Genomic DNA, 19,379 nt, shown 5'->3' on the forward strand with positions numbered 1-19,379 from the left:
GGGTTTGACAGCCCGTGCACAAAGGGCGGACAACCGCCTCCGGCGGTTTTTTTGTCCGTCTGCCTTCGCGCGCCCATTGGGCGGGCCTCGGTGGGGGAGCCCTCGGGCTCGCCGGTTCCTTTGTGTCGGTCTGTCAACCCCGTCTTGCGCCCGCCCACCCCGATTGACAGCGGGGAGCGGTGTTGAATTCGCTCACAAAGGAGGCAATCCAATGCTTCTGTTCTCACCTGTCCACTTCGGGGCAGCGACACTGCCGCAATCCATGTTCATCTCTTGGTGCGTCTTCGCGATGCAAGGGAGCGTGCTACATGCATAAGCACACCCGCTACGGCATCACCGCCGAACACACCGGCAGGGACGTGTTCGTCACCGCCCATTCTCCGTGCGAAGATCCTCTCAGCCTTGCCGGAGAAAAAGCCGCGCAGCTCCACGCGCTACTGACTGTCACCCGCGACAACGCCGCCGCCGGCATCGCGAGCGACCCGGCGCCAGCCATCCAGGACCATCTGCTCTCCCTGGCCGCCGGCCTCGCCCACGAAACACTCGTCCTGAGCGAGCTCGCCGCACGGCATGACACCGGAGACCGGCACCCCTCCGACTAACAGCCGGCGCCTGTTGTCTCCCCTCTCCCGCTTGCGGGAGAGGGGTCGGGGGAGAGGGGCAGCGTCCCCACGAAGTCAGTCCCGTCAAGACTCCGCAGGCCTTCGCCTGCCTCGCCTCACCGCCCAGCCTTTCCCTTCCTTCGTAGGGTACCCGGATTCCGAAGAACAATAATCAAAAAAGCATCGACGAATTGGTACGCAGGAAAACAAGAAAAGATCCGAAAATATCAGGAAAATTAATCAATAAATGGTGAATTAAATATCCTGAATATCGACGCAATTATCCAGCTTCACTAGGGTTCGAATTCTTCCGCAATACCCCTTCCGGGGGCATCCCCACCTTTGTTGGGTCCACCCTTCAGTAGGGATAGAAAACCCGGTAAAAACGCCAGTATTGCCTTGAAGATTGACCCCGAGCGGCCATACACTTCGCCGGTCCTCCTGCGGTGGTGCACTGCAAGAGAGACAGCAGGAGATGTCGCGAAACCACCGCCGCAAGGTCCATATCCGCCGGCAGCGCAAACAAGACGGAAAGACACCAACGAGTGCCATGACGGACAAGCGGATTCACCGCAGCAAGGCCCACCTGGAGACGGCAGGGCAGCGCGGAAATTTCGGGTATCAAGGAAATCATCAAGTCGTGTTCAAGCTTCCAAGCAAGCTGCCCGTTGGCAGAGCAGTACTGTGGCTGGGAATGATCCCGTTGCTGGCATCCTGCGCACTTGCGCCAGGCATGCGCTTCGATCCGCAGCGCCCCCTCGATCCCGACGATCCAGAGTCGGTGCCCAAAGTCACGTTGATCACGCCGGCGCTGGTGAAGGCGCTGAAGGCGGCGGCCAAGCCGGTCAATGCAGGAGTGGACGAGCTCTTTGCCGAGGTCGCGCCATATACCGTGGGCGTGGGCGACATTCTCTCCATCGTGGTGTGGGACCACCCCGAACTCGTATTTCCTACCCAGACGTATTCTATCGGCACTGCCTACGACATCCCCAACTATAGCGGGGCGGCTAACGTGCCTGGTTATGTGGTCAGCCCCAGTGGAACTATACAGTTTCCCTATGCTGGTAAGGTCGAAGTGGTCGGCAAGACACCCGACGAAATTAGGGCTCAGTTGACAGCACAACTCAAGCCGTATGTCGCCATGCCACAGGTGACCGCGCGCGTGCTCGCCTTTCGCAGCAAACGCGTCTACCTGGACGGCGAGGTCAAGACACCTGGCCCGCAGAACATCGACGATGTACCCATGACCTTGGTCGAGGCGTTGAATCGGGCAGGCGGAATCAATGTGCTGACAGGCGATAACAGCCGTATTCGCATCTCGCGCAATGGGAAGAACTACTACGTCAATTTGCCAGCGCTACTCCAGCAAGGGACTGACCCTGCCCGTATCCTGCTGCGCAATGGCGACATCGTTCGCGTGGAACAACGCGAGGACAGCAAGGTCTTCGTGACTGGGGAAGTCGTTCGCCCCATGAGCATCCTGCCGCGCAATGGTCGCCTGACGCTCAATGAAGCTATCGGCGAGGCCGGCGGCGTCAATCCCGTCTCCGCGGATGCCCGGGAGCTCTATGTCATTCGCAAGAGCGCGGATGGTGACGCAGAGATATTCCATCTTGACGGTAAATCGCCGGTCTCGTTGGCACTGGCTGAGTCCTTCGAACTCAAGCCGAAGGACGTCGTCTATGTCGATGCTGCCGGCGTAGTCCGCTGGAGCCGCGTGATCAACCAGTTGTTGCCGAGCGGCAATTTCGTAACTGGTGCTGCGAACGTCGCGAAATGATCAATACCGTACTCGTCGTGTGCATTGGAAATATTTGCAGGAGCCCTATGGCGGAAGGGCTCCTGAAGCAAGCGTTGCCTGATATCAATGTTGTCTCCGCTGGCCTCGGTGCATTAACCGGCCAGCCTGCGGATCCGTTCGCTATCGAGCTGATGCAAGAAATGAACATCGATATCTCGGCCCATCGTGCCCAGCAACTCGGTCGGCCCATCGCCACCGCAGCGGATCTGATCCTGGTGATGGACAACGAGCAGCGGCAAGACATCCAGCGACTACATCCGGCCACCACAGGGCGAGTGTTTCGCATGGGCGAGCTCGCCAAATTTGACATACCCGATCCGTACCGCGACGCTCGCACCGCCTTCGAGAATGCGCTGCAACTGATTCAGCGCGGCGTGGAAGCCTGGGTGCCGCGCATCCGGGCGCTTCGTTAACAGAATTAGTAGTAGAGCCTATGAACCAGAACCCTCCTCCTGTCGTTATGGCCGGGCCTCCGGAAGACGAGATTGATCTCGTTCACTATCTGGACGTGCTGCTGGCTAGTCGTTGGCTGATTGTGTCCATTGCCGGAATCGTATTGGCATTGGGAGTGGCTTATGCATTTCTTGCGCGGCCAGTCTACCAAGCAGATATCTTGGTGCAGGTCGAAGATAGCCCCAATAGCGCTAATAGTCTGTTGGGGGACGTGTCTAGCCTGTTTGATGTCAAAGCGTTAGCGACAGCCGAGATTGAGATAATCCGGTCTCGCATGGTTGTGGGAAAAGCAGTCGATAACTTGCACCTCTATATTTCCGCAAAGCCAAATTATCTACCCTTCGTGGGCGCATGGATTGCCAGCAGAGCCAAGGGTTTGTCTGAGCCGGGACTCTTTGGGCTTGGTGGTTTTGCCTGGGCTAAGGAGGCGATCGGTGTTGAGCAATTTGATGTGCCAGAGTCTCTTGAGGGCGAAAAATTCAAATTGATAACACTAGGCGACGGTCGCTATCGTCTTGAGCAATCCAGCTTGGATGAGCCCATTGAAGGGCACGTCGGTAGGCCGGTGAAGGTAAATCAGAACGTAGGCAGCATTACACTACTTGTAACTGACATAAAGGCCAAGCCAGGGATTGTATTCAACCTTGTGCGGAACTCACAGTTGCAGACGATTGAGAATCTTCAGGATCAATTAAGGATTGCTGAGAAAGGTAAGCAAAGCGGTATTATTGGTGCTTCATTGGACGGTACCGACCCTAGACTTACCGCTAGCATCCTGAATGAAATCGGTGGCGAGTATGTTGCGCAAAATATCAAGAGAAAGGCTGCTGAGGCTGAGAAGTCGCTGGTATTCCTCGGAGATATGCTGCCGCAACTTAAGGCTGAGTTAGAGCGAGCTGAGGTAAAGTATAACGAAATGCGTAACAAGCGTAATACGTTTAATCTCAGTGAAGAAGGGAAGGCATTCTTGCAGGAAAGCGTGACGGCGGAGACTAGTCTGCTAGAACTAAAGCAGAAGCGTACAGAACTGTTGACACGTTTTACTGCAACACATCCGGGGGTGCAGGCGATTGATAAGCAGATCGCAGTAATGAGTGCAAAAGTGGATGAAATGACTGCACACATGAAGACATTTCCCAATGTCGAGCAAGATACTATGCGCTTGATGCGTGATGTGCAGGTCAACAATGATCTCTATGTAGGACTGCTGAACAACATGCAGCAGCTGAAACTCGTCAAGGCAGGCAAAGTTGGCAATGTTCGAATGCTGGACAACGCGCCGGTCCCGGAGGAACCCATAAAACCTAAGAAGGGCTTGATTGTCATGATGGCCGCTATCCTTGGCCTATTGATAGGCATCATCGCTACGTTCGTGCGCAATGCTTTGTATGGTGGTATCACAGATTCACAGGATATTGAGCAGCATACGGGCCTAAGTGTCTACGCAACCGTGCCTTTGTCGGTAGCCCAAACATTCCTCACTGAAGAAATTCGCCAGCGCAAGCGTGGAAAATTTGTGTTGGCAGATCGTAATCCCAATGAGCCCTCGATAGAGAGCCTACGCAGTCTTCGCACTGCATTGCAGTTCGCCATGCTTGATGCGGACAACAATCGTGTGCTACTGACGGGGCCTACGCCGGGGGTCGGAAAGTCCTTTATTTCAGCTAATCTCGCTGTCGTGATGGCAACGGGAGGAAAACGCGTTCTGCTGGTCGATGCCGATATGCGTAAGGGCCATCTTAATCAATATTTCGGGAAGGATCGCAATAACGGTCTTTCGGACGTGTTGATAGGCAATGTCAGCTTCAACGAGGCGGTGCATTACGGCGTGTTCGAGAATCTGGATTTCCTGAGTACAGGCAGCCTGCCACCAAATCCGGCCGAACTGTTGCTAAACGAGCGCATGGCGAAGCTTCTCCAGGAAGTCGGTGAGCGATATGACCTGGTGCTAATCGATACCCCGCCGGTACTGGCTGTCTCGGATACGGCGGTACTGGCATCACGCTGCGGAACCGTGTTTCTCGTGACCCGTTTCGAAAAAACAACTATTGGCGAGGTAGCGGAATCCGCTAAACAACTGCGGCAAGCTAACGCTGATGTCAACGGTGTGGTCTTCAACGGCCTAGATCCGAACGCGTATCGATACGGTTATGGCTCGAAGTACGGACGGTACCGGTATGCCTACTATGGTTATGCACCGGAATCCACGCCGCCACAGATCACGGCCGGAGGAAAATAAATTCTATCAGAAGCGATATTTTAACAAGTAGGGATAGGGTCAACGCCGGATAAATATACCGGCGGCTAAGCCGGCAACCGATCGGCCAAATATCAGCCAGCTCAATGAGGCTGGTGAATCTTGCTTGATGGGGTAGTAAGCACAGAGTCGTGGACGCGTCTGACTATCACCTTCCCATCGGCCACCCGTGAAGTAGGACGATTGTGGCAACGCAATCGGGCATTCAGGGGATTTCTCCAATTGCAGGGGTAAGCCGCCGCCGCCTGGCGGCGTGCCCTGTCTCGTCGTGCTGACGAGAAATGGGCTGACTGAAGGTTGAATTGGCACAAGGAGAAGTCAGATGGAAGAGCCTGCTGTGATCATTCCCGTTGTCTTGTGCGGTGGTTCGGGAACCCGCCTCTGGCCGTTGTCGCGCGAGGGCTATCCAAAGCAATTTCTCAACCTGCTGGGCAACCGTTCGTTGCTGCAGGACACATTGCTGCGCATCAGGGAGATTCACGGGGTCGGAGCACCGCTGCTCGTCACCAGCCACGCACATCGCTTCATGGTGGCCGAGCAGGCCAGGGAGATCGGGAGCAGCGACGCCGCTTTCATCCTCGAGCCGCATGCGCGGAACACGGCGCCGGCCGCGGCCGCGGCGGCGCTGTACGCTCTCGCCGCAGGGCAGGATCCCCTGATGCTGGTGCTTCCGTCGGACCACTTGATCCGCGATGCATCCGCGTTCGCGGACATCGTGAAGCAAGGCGTGATGGCCGCGCAGGACGGGGCGCTCGTCACCTTCGGCATCGCGCCAACGGCCCCCGCCACGGGATATGGATACATCAAGGCCGGCGGAAGCTGCACGCAGTGGAGTTACGACGTTGCCCGCTTCGAGGAGAAGCCGTCGCAGGCCCGCGCCAGCGAGTTCCTGGCCGAGGGCAGTTATTTCTGGAACAGCGGCATCTTCCTGTTCCGGGCGTCGGCATTCCTGGCTGAACTGGAGTCTTTCTCGCCGGAAATCCTTCGCGCGGTGCAGGAATCCGTGAACCTCGGGCGGAAGGATCTCGATTTCTTTCGCCTCGACGAAGCGGCCTTCGCGCGTTGCCCGAGCAACTCCATCGACTACGCCGTCATGGAGCACACCAGCCGTGCGCAGATGGTGCCGTTTGCCACCGAATGGAGCGACGTCGGCGCATGGGATGCCGTCTGGGAACTTGGCGCCAAGCAGGAAGACGGCAATGTCATCGTGGGCGACGTGCTGACGCACAACGCCAGGGATTGCCTGGTCCATGCCTCCCATCGCCTGGTTGCCGTGGCGGGCGTGGAGGACGTGATGGTGATCGAGACGCCGGACGCCGTGCTGGTGGTGCACAAGGACCAGTGCCAGGACGTCAAGACCCTCGTGGACATGGTGCGCAGGCAAGGTCGCAGCGAGGCTGCCGACCACAGGAAGGTCTATCGCCCGTGGGGCAGCTATGACTCGGTTGACGAAGGGCAGCGCTACCAGGTCAAGCGCATTACGGTGAAACCCGGCGCGAAGCTCTCCATGCAGATGCACTACCACCGCGCCGAACATTGGATTGTAGTCAAGGGCACGGCCCGAGTGACATGTGGAAGCGAGACGTTCCTGCTCAGCGAAAACCAGTCCAGCTACATCCCACTGGGCACCGTCCACCGGCTGGAAAACCCCGGCAGCGTGCCCCTTGAGCTGATCGAGGTGCAGAGCGGCAGCTATCTGGGCGAGGACGATATCGTCCGCTTTGACGACGTGTATGGCCGCGCTCCCGCTGCCGACTCTAAGACCGAATTGGCCTGATCGACCCGAACTACGGAACTGAATTCTTACCATGACCAAGACGAACCAAAAGACCGCACTCATCACCGGCATTACAGGCCAGGATGGGTCTTATCTAGCCGAGTTCCTGCTGGAAAAGGGATACATTGTTCACGGTATCAAGCGCCGCGCCAGCTCGTTCAATACCTCGCGCGTAGATCACGTCTATCAGGATCCGCACGTCAGCCACCGGAATTTTGTGCTGCACTACGGAGACCTGAGCGACAGCAGCAACCTGATCCGCATCGTGCAGCAGACGCAGCCGGACGAGATCTACAACTTGGGTGCGCAAAGCCATGTGGCAGTGAGCTTTGAATCGCCGGAATACACGGCAGACGTGGATGCGCTCGGCACGTTGCGGCTGCTCGAAGCAATCCGCATTCTCGGCCTGGAAAAGAAGACGCGCTTTTACCAGGCGTCTACCTCCGAGCTATATGGCTTGGTGCAGGAAATTCCGCAGAAGGAAACCACGCCGTTCTATCCGCGCAGCCCATATGCCGCCGCGAAACTCTATGCCTACTGGATTACTGTGAACTATCGGGAGTCTTACGGCATGTATGCCTGCAACGGCATTCTGTTCAACCATGAAAGCCCACGTCGCGGCGAGACCTTCGTGACCCGCAAGGTCACGCGTGGACTGGCCAATATTGCCCAGGGCCTGGAGAACTGCCTGTACATGGGCAACATGGATTCGCTGCGGGACTGGGGGCATGCGCATGACTACGTGCGCATGCAATGGCTGATGCTGCAACAGGAGCAGCCGGAGGACTTCGTCATCGCCACGGGCAAGCAGGTGAGCGTCCGGGAGTTCATAGGCAAGAGCGCCAAGCAATTGGGTATTACGTTGCGCTTCGAGGGGGAAGGCGTTGATGAGGTTGCACTAGTGGATGCTATCGACGGTGACAAGGCTCCCGCGCTAGCGGTTGGAGATGTCATTGTTAAAGTAGACCCGCGATATTTCCGTCCCGCCGAAGTGGAGACGCTCCTAGGTGACGCCACAAAGGCAAAAGAAAAACTCGGATGGGAACCCGAGATACAGCTTGATGAGATGATCTCCGAAATGGTGGCAAGTGACCTAGACCAAGCGTGTCGTCATGCTTTGCTGAAACAGCATGGATTTGATGTCACCGTAAGCGTGGAGTGAATGAAATGAGCAGGAATCCAAGGATTTACGTTGCCGGTCATCGCGGTATGGTTGGAGGTGCAATAGTTCGACACCTGAAAGCGATATCGAATGCCGAAATTATTACTCGTGATCGTTCAGATCTTGACCTCACAGATCAACACGCAGTTCGAGATTTTTTTCATGAGGAAATGATCGATCAGGTTTATCTTGCGGCGGCGAAAGTGGGTGGAATTCATGCCAATAATACCTACCCTGCTGATTTTATCTATCAGAACATAATGATAGAGGCCAACATCGTCCATGAAGCATGGCGTACTGGAATTCAACGGCTTCTTTTTCTGGGTAGCAGTTGTATTTATCCAAAGTTGGCATTGCAACCAATGAGTGAAGATGTTTTGCTGACGGGAGAATTGGAGCCGACAAACGAGCCATACGCAATCGCAAAGATAGCAGGAATTAAGCTATGTGAAAGTTATAATCGACAATATGGGACGGATTTTCGTAGTGTCATGCCTACCAATCTTTATGGTCCCGGAGACAACTACCATCCGAATAATAGCCACGTCATCCCTGCACTTATCCGACGGTTTCATGAGGCAAAATTGGAGAATAAAACGTCCGTCGAAATTTGGGGGACGGGTCAACCTCGCCGGGAATTTCTCTATGTAGATGACATGGCCGATGCATGTGTTCGAGTTATGGAGGTTGAGAAAGAAATTTATGAAAAAAACACGGAAGTCACGTGTTCCCATCTGAATGTTGGAGTGGGGCAGGATATAAGCATCAAGGAGTTGGCGGAGCTCATACGGGAAACCGTTGGGTATGGTGGCGAAATCTCCTTCGATATAAATAAGCCAGATGGACCTCCACAGAAGCTACTAAATATTGATCGTATAAATAGGTTTGACTGGGTGGCGCCAACGAAATTGAGGGATGGCTTAGCTGAGACGTATAAGAGCTTTCTTATTGAGTCAAATAGACGAAATTAAGGTTGATTGATCTATGTTGTTGTCGTGTTGTTAAGGGTCGCTTGTGCCTACATCACATAACTTAATAAGCAGGGTTCTCCATGCCATTAGCTGGGGGACTCTTGGTGCAATTGCGTCGCGAGCAGTGAGCATCATTACGAATGTTTTGGTCGCGCGCCAACTGGGACGGGAAAGCTTTGGGATGTTTGGCCTGATTCAGTCCACCGTCCTGCTATTCTCTGTGCTTGGTGGTTTTGGTGCTGGTCCATCGATAACCAAATTTTGCTCTCAATACCGAATTGTTGATAGGATTAAGTGTTCACGGGTGGTGTCATTCTTTTGTGTCATTGGCATAATTTTTGTCATCATTATATCTGTTGGAATGTATTTCGGGGCCGGGCTCCTGGCCGGGTATGTATTTGGCAATAGACAGGCTACCCACGGATTTGAAATCGGTTCGGTGGCCGTTTTCTTCTCTGGTGTTATGGCTCTTGCTACTGGGCTGCTGTCAGGTCTGGAGAAATATAAAGTAAATGCTTTTGTCAGTTTCTTGACTGCCGCATTGGCATTTGTAATCTGTATCCCTGCCACAAGATATTACGGATTAGAAGGTGCCCTAGTAGGTTTTTCATTCGCAACAACTGTGGTGTCAGTAATCACAATCTGGCTGGCTTATAAAATATATGTTGATGATGGGTTCAGGCTAACGACGAGTATTAAGGGGATCGAGAAAGGTTTGGTAAAGAGATTTGCTATTCCAACATTGCTCGGGAGCCTTACGAATACTGGAGTCACTTGGTTCAGCTTGGCGATGCTTGGTTGGTCAAATGGCGGAGCATATGAAATAGCCGCCATAAATGTTGCAAATCAATGGAGAGGGGCGATTCTGTTCTTGCCATCTGCCATTGGTGCGGCCCTAGTGCCAATAATATCGAACTCAATGGTAGGTGAGGAGACAGGGAATGCCAAACGTGTTCTTTATATTGGTATTTTGACAAGTTTCTCTGTATCTATTATTGCGTTCGGAGGGCTTCTTTTTTTTAGGCAAGATATAGCTATCATGTATGGCGGGGAGTTTAAAGATACAGGCCGAGTAATTTCCGTAATGGCGATTTCTGCGGTAATTACATCTATGTGTAACGTCATGTCGCGGTATGTAATGGCTACCGGTGAGATGTGGAGAAGTTACGGATACGATGTCTTGTGGTCTGCAAGTCTAATTGGATCCGCAACTTTTCTGGTTGCCAAGGCGGGTGCATTTGGATTGGCTATTGCTTATCTTTTTGCCGCAGCGATGCAATTCCTGTTTCAGATGTTTGATGGCTATCGTCTGTTGAGGAAAAAATGATATGAATGTCATAGAAACTGTGGCGCTGATTCAGTTTCTGATAACCATTGGGGCGATTACTATTGGGAGAGTGATATATAAATTATCTCCATTGGTCGGCCTATTTTCTGCGCTACTTGTTTGCCCGGTTCCTATATTTGTTGTGGGGATGAGTTCGGCCGGCTTCATATATTTTTCCGATCTAATCGGATTGTTGGTTCTGTTGGTGGTCTTAGCTAAAGGCCGATTTGATATTTCCACGCTAAGTGGCGGTCGAGTAACATATGGAATGGTTGTAATTACGTTGGTTATTATTCCATTGGTCGCATCTATTGTCACGACAATGCGCGATGGAAATGGTGATGGACGATGGATCTTGCTTGGTTTATTTCGTGGAATTTCATATGTATTTATCTTTGTTGCTGCTTCTAAGTATGCGGTTGATCATCCGGAAAAAATAAAATCGGTCGTTTGTGTTCAGGCTATAACTATTACTTCGGTATGCGGAATTGGGATTTTGCAGTTCTTCCTGAATCTAAATCTAGATCTTTGGAATGAATACGCGAATTACGATTTTACTGAATGGATCGGTGGATTTGGGCACGGCTTTATGGGGCTGTATCGCGGCGCAATTGGTGCATGGACGGCAGGTATGGCCGCCGTCATCATATCGGTTACAAATCGGCAGAGGTTTGGAGCCTTATTGGCCGTGCTATTTATAATATTTGGCTTGGCGGCAAATGTGCTGGTGGGTAGCCGGCAGGGTCTTGTTGGTACATTGATTGGACTCATTATTAGTTTGATTCTAGGGGTAAGAAATAAGAAGAACAAGATTAGAAGTCATTCGGCGGGGATATTTTTTTCGGTTACATTAATTGTCGGGGCGGCTCTCTTGTTTGGTGGGAATGGAATATCAAATCAAACGGGAGATGTTGGGGAGTGGCTTGGTAATCGATTCGATCTCTTCTCATCCGGAAGTGAAACAATCGATGAGGCCAAGAATAGAGATCCTCGGATGCCGTTGATACTCGATAGGGTTGCTAATGCGCCAGAGAATTATCTGATCGGGTTAGGATACGGTCGAGTTATTTCCGAGGCAATGGGTAGTGGACTTGACCTAATATATGTCGACTCTGAGTTACTCTGGACACTGCAGCAAACGGGCTTTATTGGGATTATTTCCTACGTTCTGATGATCGCGATAATTCTGTCAAGGGTGGCTAAAGGAGGACGGAGAGGGGGAGGAGGGGATCAGCTAGATAAAATTGTAATGGGTGGTTCCCTTGTTTGCGTCGGTATCTTTTTGACATACGGCCATTTCTTCTTGTTGCATGTCCAGTCGTCACAAGCCCCCGTTGCATATTGGAATTGGCTCATGCTTGGTTTTTGTATGGCGACACCCTCACATTTTCGTGTGAATTTGAAAGTCGAGGATGAGAAATGAAAATCCCGAAAATATCCATAATTATCCCTACATACAATATGGCTAGATTCTTGCCTGATTGTCTCGGAACCCTGAGAAGGCAAAACTACCAGAATCTAGAACTCATAATTGTCGATGGACTTAGTACTGATAATATAAGTGAAATCGTCGAGGCTAATAGAGATATTGTTGATATTTTTATAAGTGAGCCAGATCAGGGACAAGGCGATGCCGTAACAAAGGGATTGAGAATTGCAACTGGGGACATTTGTCACTGGCACGCCGCCGACGATATATTTATGCCAAATGCCCTCGATCATGTCGCGGAAGCGTTCAATAGAAATCCGCAGATAGATCTGCTAATTAGTGATGGATGGGCTTTTGATACGCACCACATTGTACGCACGGGAAAGTGCCGATGGATATCGTACGAGCGATCGCTCTTTTTCAAGGGGCGCTTTCAGTCCGACTGCGCATACTGGCGTCGAGAGATCACGCATAACGCACTTCCGCTAGACATTGAGAAACCGCTTACTGTTGACGAGGACTTCTTTCTTCGGCTGTGGAATGGGAGGCCTCATCTTTGGCTTTCTGAGCCGCTTGGTGCATTTCGCATGCACGGCGAGCAGGTTTCACAAACGGTTGACCGCTCAGTAGTCTGGATGGATCGACATCAAACGAGAAAGAGAATTTTTGAAGAAAAATCAATAACAGATACTGATGCTGCCGTTGCGCGAAAGCGATTATTTTCTGAATATATTTTATATGATTTAATTCTTCCCAGGGTAACAGATATGGGTGATAAATTCATGCGACTGGTGCACCGCGATTTTAATCGCCGTCGCTTTCATAAGTGGCTGATGAATGAGTGGATCGGAGGAGCTAGAAATGTGTGAAGGTATGGAGAATTTTACAATAGGAATAACCACAAAAAATCGCAGAGAAGACTTAAATTATACTCTTAAAAAATTAATCGATCTTGGTCTTTGTGATATTCCAGTAATCTTGATTGATGATGCATCTGATATTGAAATATTTGATGATGAGGTGAATAAAAAATTTTCTAGAATGAGGGTTATAAAAAATAAAAATGGGCGAGGTCTGATAGCTAATAGAAATTTGATGGTTTCCTTATCTGAGACGCCATTCTTCATAAGTCTTGATGATGACTCTTGTTTTAGAGATAAGCCTGATTTCTCAGATATCGAGAGGGTTTTTTATGCCGATCATAGAGTTGCTGCTCTACAATTGAATAATGTTGATGTTAATTTCGGCTGCAATCCAAGTGACCGGCTGGAGTTATATCAAGTTCAAATGTACACAGGCTGCGGCCATGTGCTCCGTTGTGCTACCTTTCTCGCGCTGGGTGGGTATAGAGAGTATTTTATGCACATGTGTGAGGAGCGAGATTTTAGCCAAAGGGCGTGGAGAAATGGATATTGTGTGATGATGTACCCGTGGCTGATTGTCGATCATCTCAGGAGCCCCGTGGCACGAAATGTGGTGAGAAACACCAAATTTCTCGTTCGTAACACTGTTCTATTCAATTTTCTCAACTATCCGATTTGGTTTGGCTTAGCCAGGGCGATGGGGGTTGGCCCTATTTCTATTTTCAAAAACTTCAGAGAGCCTACTCTAATTGCCGCCTCTGCGGAGGGTTGGCTAAGTGGCCTGGGGATGGCATTAAGGCGGTTGCTTGAGCGTTCGCCGATGTCCATTTCTCAATATCGGAAATTTCGGCAACTACCGATGCGTAGTTGAATCGAAATATAGTGTGTAGTTGTTAGGGTATTGGGTATTCCGTTAATCCGTCTTGTGACTGTGTGAGGTTATGAATGAAAATTGCAGTTGTATACCATTATTTTCCTCACTACAGAAAGGGGGTGTTTGAGGAGTTGTCGGCTCGATATAAAGATGTAACATTTATCAGCAGCGACTGGGATTCACTGGAGGGCATTCCAAGGTTGAGTGTGGAAAATCTCGGTACGGCAGTTGAGTTTCCATCATTGCGACTTGGTAGAATGATATATCAAAGAGGACTCTGCTCATATGTTTTTAAAGAGCGATTTGATGTAGTGATATTTTTGGCAAACCCTAATTTCGCTAGTACTTGGTTGGCGGCTTGTATCGCTAGATTACGAGGATCGCGTGTAATATTCTGGGGGCACGGATTTCTGCATGGCCAGGTTAATATCAAGAACAGAATAAGAAAGATATATTTTAAATTGGCAAATGCAAGTTATGTTTACGGGTATGGGGCAAAGAAAAATGCAGTTGCGCTGGGTTTTGACCCGACGCACGTTCACGTTGGATTTAATTCGCTGGATTACGGCGCGCAATTAGTAATCCGGGAGCGACTGTTGGGGGCACAAGTGAATTTGTGTGGTGATGTGTTTCACATACTTTGTGTATCTCGCCTGACTGAGTTGTGTAAATACGATTTATTGATTCGTGCAATTGCCCTTTTCAGTGACGAAGAGAGGGAAAAAATAAGACTCGAATTTGTTGGGGCGGGGCCGGCGGAGCTCAAATTAAAAGATCTTGCAGCCGATCTCGGAATTCATGCGACATTTCGGGGGGCAATATACGACGAAGAAGTCGTGGCGGGTCGAATTTTCTCAGCAGATGTCGTTGTGTCTCCAGGGAAGGTCGGGTTAACAGCTATACACAGTATGACATACGGTACACCTGTTATAACACTCGGAAAACCGGATGAGCAGATGCCGGAATATGAGGCAGTCATTGATGGGGTCACGGGTATTCTATATGAGAGTCAGTCGGCGGCTGGAATAAATTCTGCGCTCGTGAGATTCAGATCTATATTCTTGAACCGGAAGTTAACACGAGAATGTTGTTTCCGGGTCGTGGATGAGATTTATAATCCGAGATCTCAGGTGGACGTAATAGAGCGTGCCTTTCATGGATTACCGGCAAAAGAAGGAAATGATGTGAGTGCACTTGTATGGTGAAACTTGCTAGATCTGCATTTCGGCTTCTTCGTTCATTTTATTGGCGACTTAGGAAGGGCCTTTTTAAAACGCATTATACATTTTTAATGGGCGGCGATTCTGATATTTCGCGGGATTTGCGTGCCGGTAGCTATTGCTATGTTGGGCCAGGATGCTTGATCGGTCCGGGGGTGACGCTTGGAAATTACACTATAATCGGTCCGGCAGTTAGAGTGGTTGGTAACGATCATGTTTTTGATATACCTGGTGTACCTGTGGTATTTTCAGGTAGGCCTCCTTATCGAAAGACCGAAATTGGTCAAGACGTATGGATTGGCGCGGGGGCGATAATTATCTCCGGCGTGTCGTTGGGCGATGGATCCATTGTTGCAGCGGGTTCAGTCGTAACGAGAGATGTGCCTCCTTACGCGATAGTAGGTGGGGTCCCCGCTAGATTTATGCGTCCCAGATTTGATAAGGAGGAGGATATGATTGCACATCGGAATTTCCTGGAATCTCCATCACGTGGCGGTAGGTATGCAGATCGGATCGCTGTCCTTGATTAAGCGCAATTGGCATTAGAGAACAAGGCAGCACAGTTCCCGGAGGTGTCGTGTGTTGTTGACTGAGTCGAGTTGAATTTTCGCGATCGTGAGATGGCGAGGCTAGAGTCATCGAGTTACGAAGCTTATCACATACCACTATGTACTGATTTCAGCCTTGCATGGAGATAGTCTGATTTGGCTAACGTACCGTGAGGGATAGATACGGCACTCACTATTTCGACTTATCTTGTATTGTATGGCGGCTGGCGTGTAACCTCCCATGAAAAGTCGAGCCTCTTGATAACTGGCTGAAAGATAATCTCGAGAATGTAGGCGCAGCTCAAGGCTCCAATAATTGAAAAGGTGATTTCTGCTGGGCGAGGGAGAGCTGCGGAGTATACTATTGTTATTATTGGTTGGTGTGAAACATATAGTCCGTAGGAAATAGGTGCCAGGTAGATGAGTGGCGCATAAATTTTCCGTGGTATGCTATTAATGTTTTTCGTTGCTATTAAAGTAATAACAAAAAATAATCCGGCGGAAAAGTGGCGTAATTGTGGTGTTGATTCCACGCCGACAGAGAGATGATGCCCTGCGGCTATCGCCCGGATGGCTGGAGTCGCCCAGATCAGTATATTTGTAGAAAGAAGAGGAAAGGGGAACGTTTAGCCTTTTATTGATATTGACTTAGTTTCGGGTAAATCTCTTGCTAGTTCGAGACCTGTCCACCAGATGAAAAAATAGGAGGAAAAGAGAAAAGGCTGCTCTGGTTTTATTAGGAAAAATATCCATCCTGATGTGGGGAAGGTGAAAACGATTGTGCACCTATTTCGATGTGTGAGATTATTTTTCTAAAAATACAAGGCCGTGAATGCTATATAAAACCACCACTCATACGATAGTGGCCATAGTGGTGAGTCCGAGCAAAGTGGTGCCACCTAAGTCTCACTCTTGATAGTCGCAATATCCTGCAACATTGCGAGATTACCTAATACACCCTCTGCACTCAGGCACGTAGTGTCACCAACTACTACACTGGCAATTAATCCCAATGCTAATGCAATTGTAGATATCGGATAAATTCGCGGTGCACGATAAAGTCACCGGCAGATTGGGAGTGGCGCAGATTCGAATGTGAGTAAAAGATTAAGAACCCGGAAACCAGAAAAACAGAATAACTGCTTCCTGTCCGAATCTTGTGAGGATTTCGAATTTGGTGGGGGAGAATGGATTGGGGTGGTGTAGTAAAGTGTATAGTGCAGAAAATCCTAGTGCGCCTTCAAGTGCCTCAAATTTTATTTTTTGATTTTGTGAGGGTTTATGATATTTGGTCTGGCTAATAGGGCCCTTCCCCGTATCTCGGTGGATGGGATTCTGCCAATAATTGGATGTGCATGCACACAGCCATCAATGTAAGCATAGGTGCACGTTACTAATTACGTGTCCCGGCTATGTTGTGCTGCTTACTCAGTTGATCTGTCTTCAAAGTGATCAGATACTCATAGATCGACTGCAGCGTTGCATAGGTGAACCCTGCCTTTCCATCCAGGAATCCACGCTTGCCGATGTAAAGCACAAAGAATTTCACCAATGGTCGCATCGGGATGCGATAAAAAATTTCTTTCTGGTGGAATCGTCTTTCGTGAAAATCGCGGCTCATCAAGGCTTTCAGCACACTGAACTCTGTCTGGCCACGCCGGTTTTCGATGATCTGCTTGGCTTCCAAATCGCTATAGCTGTTATGCCTTGCCACCCAATGCTGCATTCCCTTGCTGAAGGGGAAGTGGTCGAGATATCCGGTGATGCGGGCGGTCGGCCCATCGGGGATGGAGATGGGATTCACCAGCCGTTCGTAGCGCATCTTCTCGGGGCGGAACAGCCGAAGATAGTATGGCGAGGTTTGTACATGCTTCAGCCATGTCCCCATGAAGAAATCCCGGCGCTGGATGCTAAAGGCTACCTCGTGTTTGGCTGATTCGATAGCCTGTCGGGCGCTCTGGACCAGCTCGGGTGTCATCCGCTCATCCGCATCGATATAGAACACCCACGGATGCTTGAACTTGATGTTGGCCAGTCCCCAGTTCTGATGACTTGCCCAGTTATCGAATGGGCGTTGGGTGACTTTGGCCCCGAAGGCGTTGGCGATCTCCACCGTTGCATCGGTGCTGACGGAGTCGTATACATGGATGTCGTCCGACCAGGCCACGCTTTCCAGGCAGCCGGGAAGGTCCTGTTCCTCGTTCTTGGTCAGGATGAGGATAGAGATACCGGGGCTTTCATTTTTCATGCTGCGTTCTCTTGCCGATGGGTTTTGCCGGTACGCCGGCATAGACCGTCCAGGGAAATTCCAGGTTCTTGCTGACAACGGACCGTGCCGCAATGACGGCGCCTTCGGGTAGGGTCACGCCATGTGAGATGAACGCTTCAGCGCAGATCCAGACCCGGCAGCCCACCGTGATGGGTTCTGCGATGAGCTGAAAATTCGAGGAGTTGTAGTCGTGTGAGCCGCCACAGAGATGGACACCTTGCGATATCACGCTGTAGTCGCCAATCGTCAACTGATTCATGTTGTAAAGCGTCACCCCGTCCGCAATGCCGACGTTGCTGCCGATCTCCAGATTCCAGGGGGCCCAGATCTTGACGGCCGGATAGACGTGCACGTGAGCGCCCAGCCGTGCGCCGAACAAGCGGAGCAGGAAGGCACGCCAGATGTGCAAGGGGCGAGGGCTTGGGCGGAACAGAAAGAGCCATACCCAGTTCCACAATTGCCGGGCGATTCTGTTCCGCAGGGTGAAGGAGGGCTCGACTGTCGGGTCGTTTCCCTCGATGATCATCGTCGGGGGACTTGGAGCCTGTGCGTGCATGTTGTCCTTTGGCTGTTTATGCGCTGCGGGGGCGTTCGCCGGCAGGATTCTCGCGAAGGACGTCTGCGACGTGAGTCGTAAAACGCGTCAGCAGACTGTCCAGGGCCAGAGTTGTCTCCGCATACTGGCGCGCGGCTGTGCCAAGCGCTGTCCGGAGGGCTTCGTTGCCGGCCAGGGAAAACACGGCGTCGGCTACCGCCGAGGCATCTCCCGGGCTGACCGTGATGCCACGACCGCTGACTACGTCGGCCACCTCGGTGCCATCGGCTGCCGTGGCGACAATGGGGCGCCCACTCGCAAGCATTCCCGTCAGCTTGGATGGCATGACGAGATCGGCTGCATCTGCGCGTTGAGGCAGGAGATGAATATCTGCGCTTGCCAGGAGTGATGGCAGGCGCTCGATGGACTGCAGAGGGAGAAAATGCGCGCGATTCAGCCGCGCGCAAGTTTCTTCCAGCGCTGCCTTGCCGGGGCCACTCCCGCAAAAGACGAAATGGATGTTCTGCGAGTCCTGCAGCAGGTTGGCTGCCCTGCCAAGGATTTCCAGGCCCTGCTTGTGGCCCATGTTTCCGGAGTAGAGCGCGACCACGGCGTCGGCCGGAATGTTCAGTTCATCCCGAATCGCATGATCGTTGACTTCTGGGTGGATGGTCTCCACGTCTACCCAGTTGGGGAAATGAACAAGCCGGCTACGGTCGACGCCCTTTGCTTCCGCAAGTCGCATCATGGCTTGAGAGATTGTGGATACTCTGTCAAACCAGCGCAGCAGTCGGTTCTCAATGCGTTCAACGATGCGCTTGGCTCGTTCGTTCTTTAGTATGCCGAGCGCGAATGCGGCGTCGACTTCAAAGTCCTGAATATGCAACCATGTCTTGCTTCCGAACAGCTTGGCAAAAAGGAGGGTTGCAGGGGAGCAGAACAGGGGGGGTTCGACGACAAAGACGACATCGGGTTTCCAGTGCGCCTGCGCGAACAGCACAGGCATGCTGCTGACGGCGAACGTGGCCAGGTGGAGGAGGCGCTTGAGCCCCGAAGGCTTGGCTGGTACCCACAACGGGGCGCGCAGAACGGTAACGCCGTTGCGCATTTCCCGCTTGTAGGAGCAGGCTTTGTAACCTTCGGAGACTTTCCACTCGGGATAGTACGGCGGTGCGGTAATGACACGTACCTCATGACCCTGCGAGACGAGCCATTCGGCCTGTTCGGCGGTGTATTTGCCTATGCCCGTCAGCTCGGGAGCATAGTTGAGGCAGTACATCAGGATCTTCAT

General features: G+C 51.4%; 16 protein-coding genes. 13 read left to right on the forward strand and 3 right to left on the reverse strand.

From position 1 onward, the window contains the following. The first annotated feature begins 308 nt into the window (after window positions 1–308). The 13 genes from AC3WXD_RS00750 to AC3WXD_RS00810 all read left to right on the forward strand — a co-directional run bounded on the left by AC3WXD_RS00750 (window position 309) and on the right by AC3WXD_RS00810 (window position 15,266). Window positions 309–602, forward strand: a complete 294-nt coding sequence (locus tag AC3WXD_RS00750) for a hypothetical protein (protein WP_059413939.1) — start codon at window positions 309–311, stop codon at window positions 600–602. A 640-nt stretch (window positions 603–1,242) separates the two neighbouring features. Beyond that, window positions 1,243–2,382: a polysaccharide biosynthesis/export family protein gene (locus AC3WXD_RS00755; protein WP_059414205.1), complete on the forward strand. Its 1,140-nt coding sequence runs from the start codon at window positions 1,243–1,245 to the stop codon at window positions 2,380–2,382. Then, on the forward strand, window positions 2,379–2,816 hold the full coding sequence (locus AC3WXD_RS00760) for a low molecular weight protein-tyrosine-phosphatase (RefSeq protein ID WP_059413941.1): 438 nt from the start codon (window positions 2,379–2,381) through the stop codon (window positions 2,814–2,816). Before AC3WXD_RS00755 ends, AC3WXD_RS00760 begins: the two co-directional genes overlap by 4 nt. Window positions 2,817–2,836: 20 nt before the next feature. Continuing rightward, the gene (locus AC3WXD_RS00765; protein ID WP_082079904.1) at window positions 2,837–5,095 is read left to right on the forward strand and encodes a polysaccharide biosynthesis tyrosine autokinase; all 2,259 of its coding nucleotides are present in this window, start codon (window positions 2,837–2,839) and stop codon (window positions 5,093–5,095) included. Window positions 5,096–5,435: 340 nt separating this feature from the next. After that, window positions 5,436–6,890 (forward strand): mannose-1-phosphate guanylyltransferase/mannose-6-phosphate isomerase, encoded by a 1,455-nt coding sequence (locus AC3WXD_RS00770; RefSeq protein WP_492322800.1) that lies wholly within the window; start codon window positions 5,436–5,438, stop codon window positions 6,888–6,890. 31 nt (window positions 6,891–6,921) lie between these two features. Further along, the gene (gmd, locus tag AC3WXD_RS00775; RefSeq protein WP_059413943.1) at window positions 6,922–8,052 is read left to right on the forward strand and encodes a GDP-mannose 4,6-dehydratase; all 1,131 of its coding nucleotides are present in this window, start codon (window positions 6,922–6,924) and stop codon (window positions 8,050–8,052) included. Between the two features lie 5 nt (window positions 8,053–8,057). Next, window positions 8,058–9,023, forward strand: coding sequence for a GDP-L-fucose synthase (gene fcl / locus AC3WXD_RS00780; RefSeq protein WP_492322801.1), 966 nt, complete (start codon window positions 8,058–8,060; stop codon window positions 9,021–9,023). A 43-nt stretch (window positions 9,024–9,066) separates the two neighbouring features. Beyond that, window positions 9,067–10,350 carry an oligosaccharide flippase family protein gene (locus tag AC3WXD_RS00785; protein ID WP_492322802.1) on the forward strand — a complete coding sequence of 428 codons (1,284 nt, stop codon included), beginning with the start codon at window positions 9,067–9,069 and terminating at the stop codon, window positions 10,348–10,350. A 1-nt stretch (window position 10,351) separates the two neighbouring features. Then, entirely contained in the window at window positions 10,352–11,773 is a 1,422-nt protein-coding gene (locus AC3WXD_RS00790; protein WP_492322803.1) for a hypothetical protein, read from the forward strand. Then, on the forward strand, window positions 11,770–12,648 hold the full coding sequence (locus AC3WXD_RS00795) for a glycosyltransferase (protein WP_492322804.1): 879 nt from the start codon (window positions 11,770–11,772) through the stop codon (window positions 12,646–12,648). Before AC3WXD_RS00790 ends, AC3WXD_RS00795 begins: the two co-directional genes overlap by 4 nt. Beyond that, the gene (locus AC3WXD_RS00800; RefSeq protein ID WP_492322805.1) at window positions 12,641–13,513 is read left to right on the forward strand and encodes a glycosyltransferase family 2 protein; all 873 of its coding nucleotides are present in this window, start codon (window positions 12,641–12,643) and stop codon (window positions 13,511–13,513) included. The genes AC3WXD_RS00795 and AC3WXD_RS00800 overlap by 8 nt, the downstream gene beginning before the upstream one ends. 74 nt (window positions 13,514–13,587) lie before the next feature. After that, window positions 13,588–14,721 carry a glycosyltransferase gene (locus AC3WXD_RS00805; protein WP_082079914.1) on the forward strand — a complete coding sequence of 378 codons (1,134 nt, stop codon included), beginning with the start codon at window positions 13,588–13,590 and terminating at the stop codon, window positions 14,719–14,721. An 86-nt stretch (window positions 14,722–14,807) separates the two neighbouring features. Continuing rightward, window positions 14,808–15,266, forward strand: coding sequence for a DapH/DapD/GlmU-related protein (locus tag AC3WXD_RS00810; RefSeq protein ID WP_231586605.1), 459 nt, complete (start codon window positions 14,808–14,810; stop codon window positions 15,264–15,266). A gap of 1,411 nt (window positions 15,267–16,677) precedes the next feature. Here the strand turns inward: AC3WXD_RS00810 and AC3WXD_RS00815 are convergent. The 3 genes from AC3WXD_RS00815 to AC3WXD_RS00825 are packed head-to-tail and all read right to left on the reverse strand — an operon-like array spanning window position 16,678 to window position 19,379. Next, window positions 16,678–17,532 (reverse strand): glycosyltransferase family 2 protein, encoded by an 855-nt coding sequence (locus AC3WXD_RS00815; RefSeq protein ID WP_492322806.1) that lies wholly within the window; start codon window positions 17,530–17,532, stop codon window positions 16,678–16,680. Then, window positions 17,522–18,079, reverse strand: coding sequence for an LbetaH domain-containing protein (locus AC3WXD_RS00820; protein ID WP_059413950.1), 558 nt, complete (start codon window positions 18,077–18,079; stop codon window positions 17,522–17,524). The genes AC3WXD_RS00815 and AC3WXD_RS00820 overlap by 11 nt, the downstream gene beginning before the upstream one ends. Before the next feature lie 46 nt (window positions 18,080–18,125). Next, complete coding sequence (locus AC3WXD_RS00825) at window positions 18,126–19,379, reverse strand: glycosyltransferase WbuB (RefSeq protein WP_492322807.1); 1,254 nt, start codon at window positions 19,377–19,379, stop codon at window positions 18,126–18,128.

It is taken from the genome of Cupriavidus sp. FW216-B1 (genome assembly GCF_058789195.1).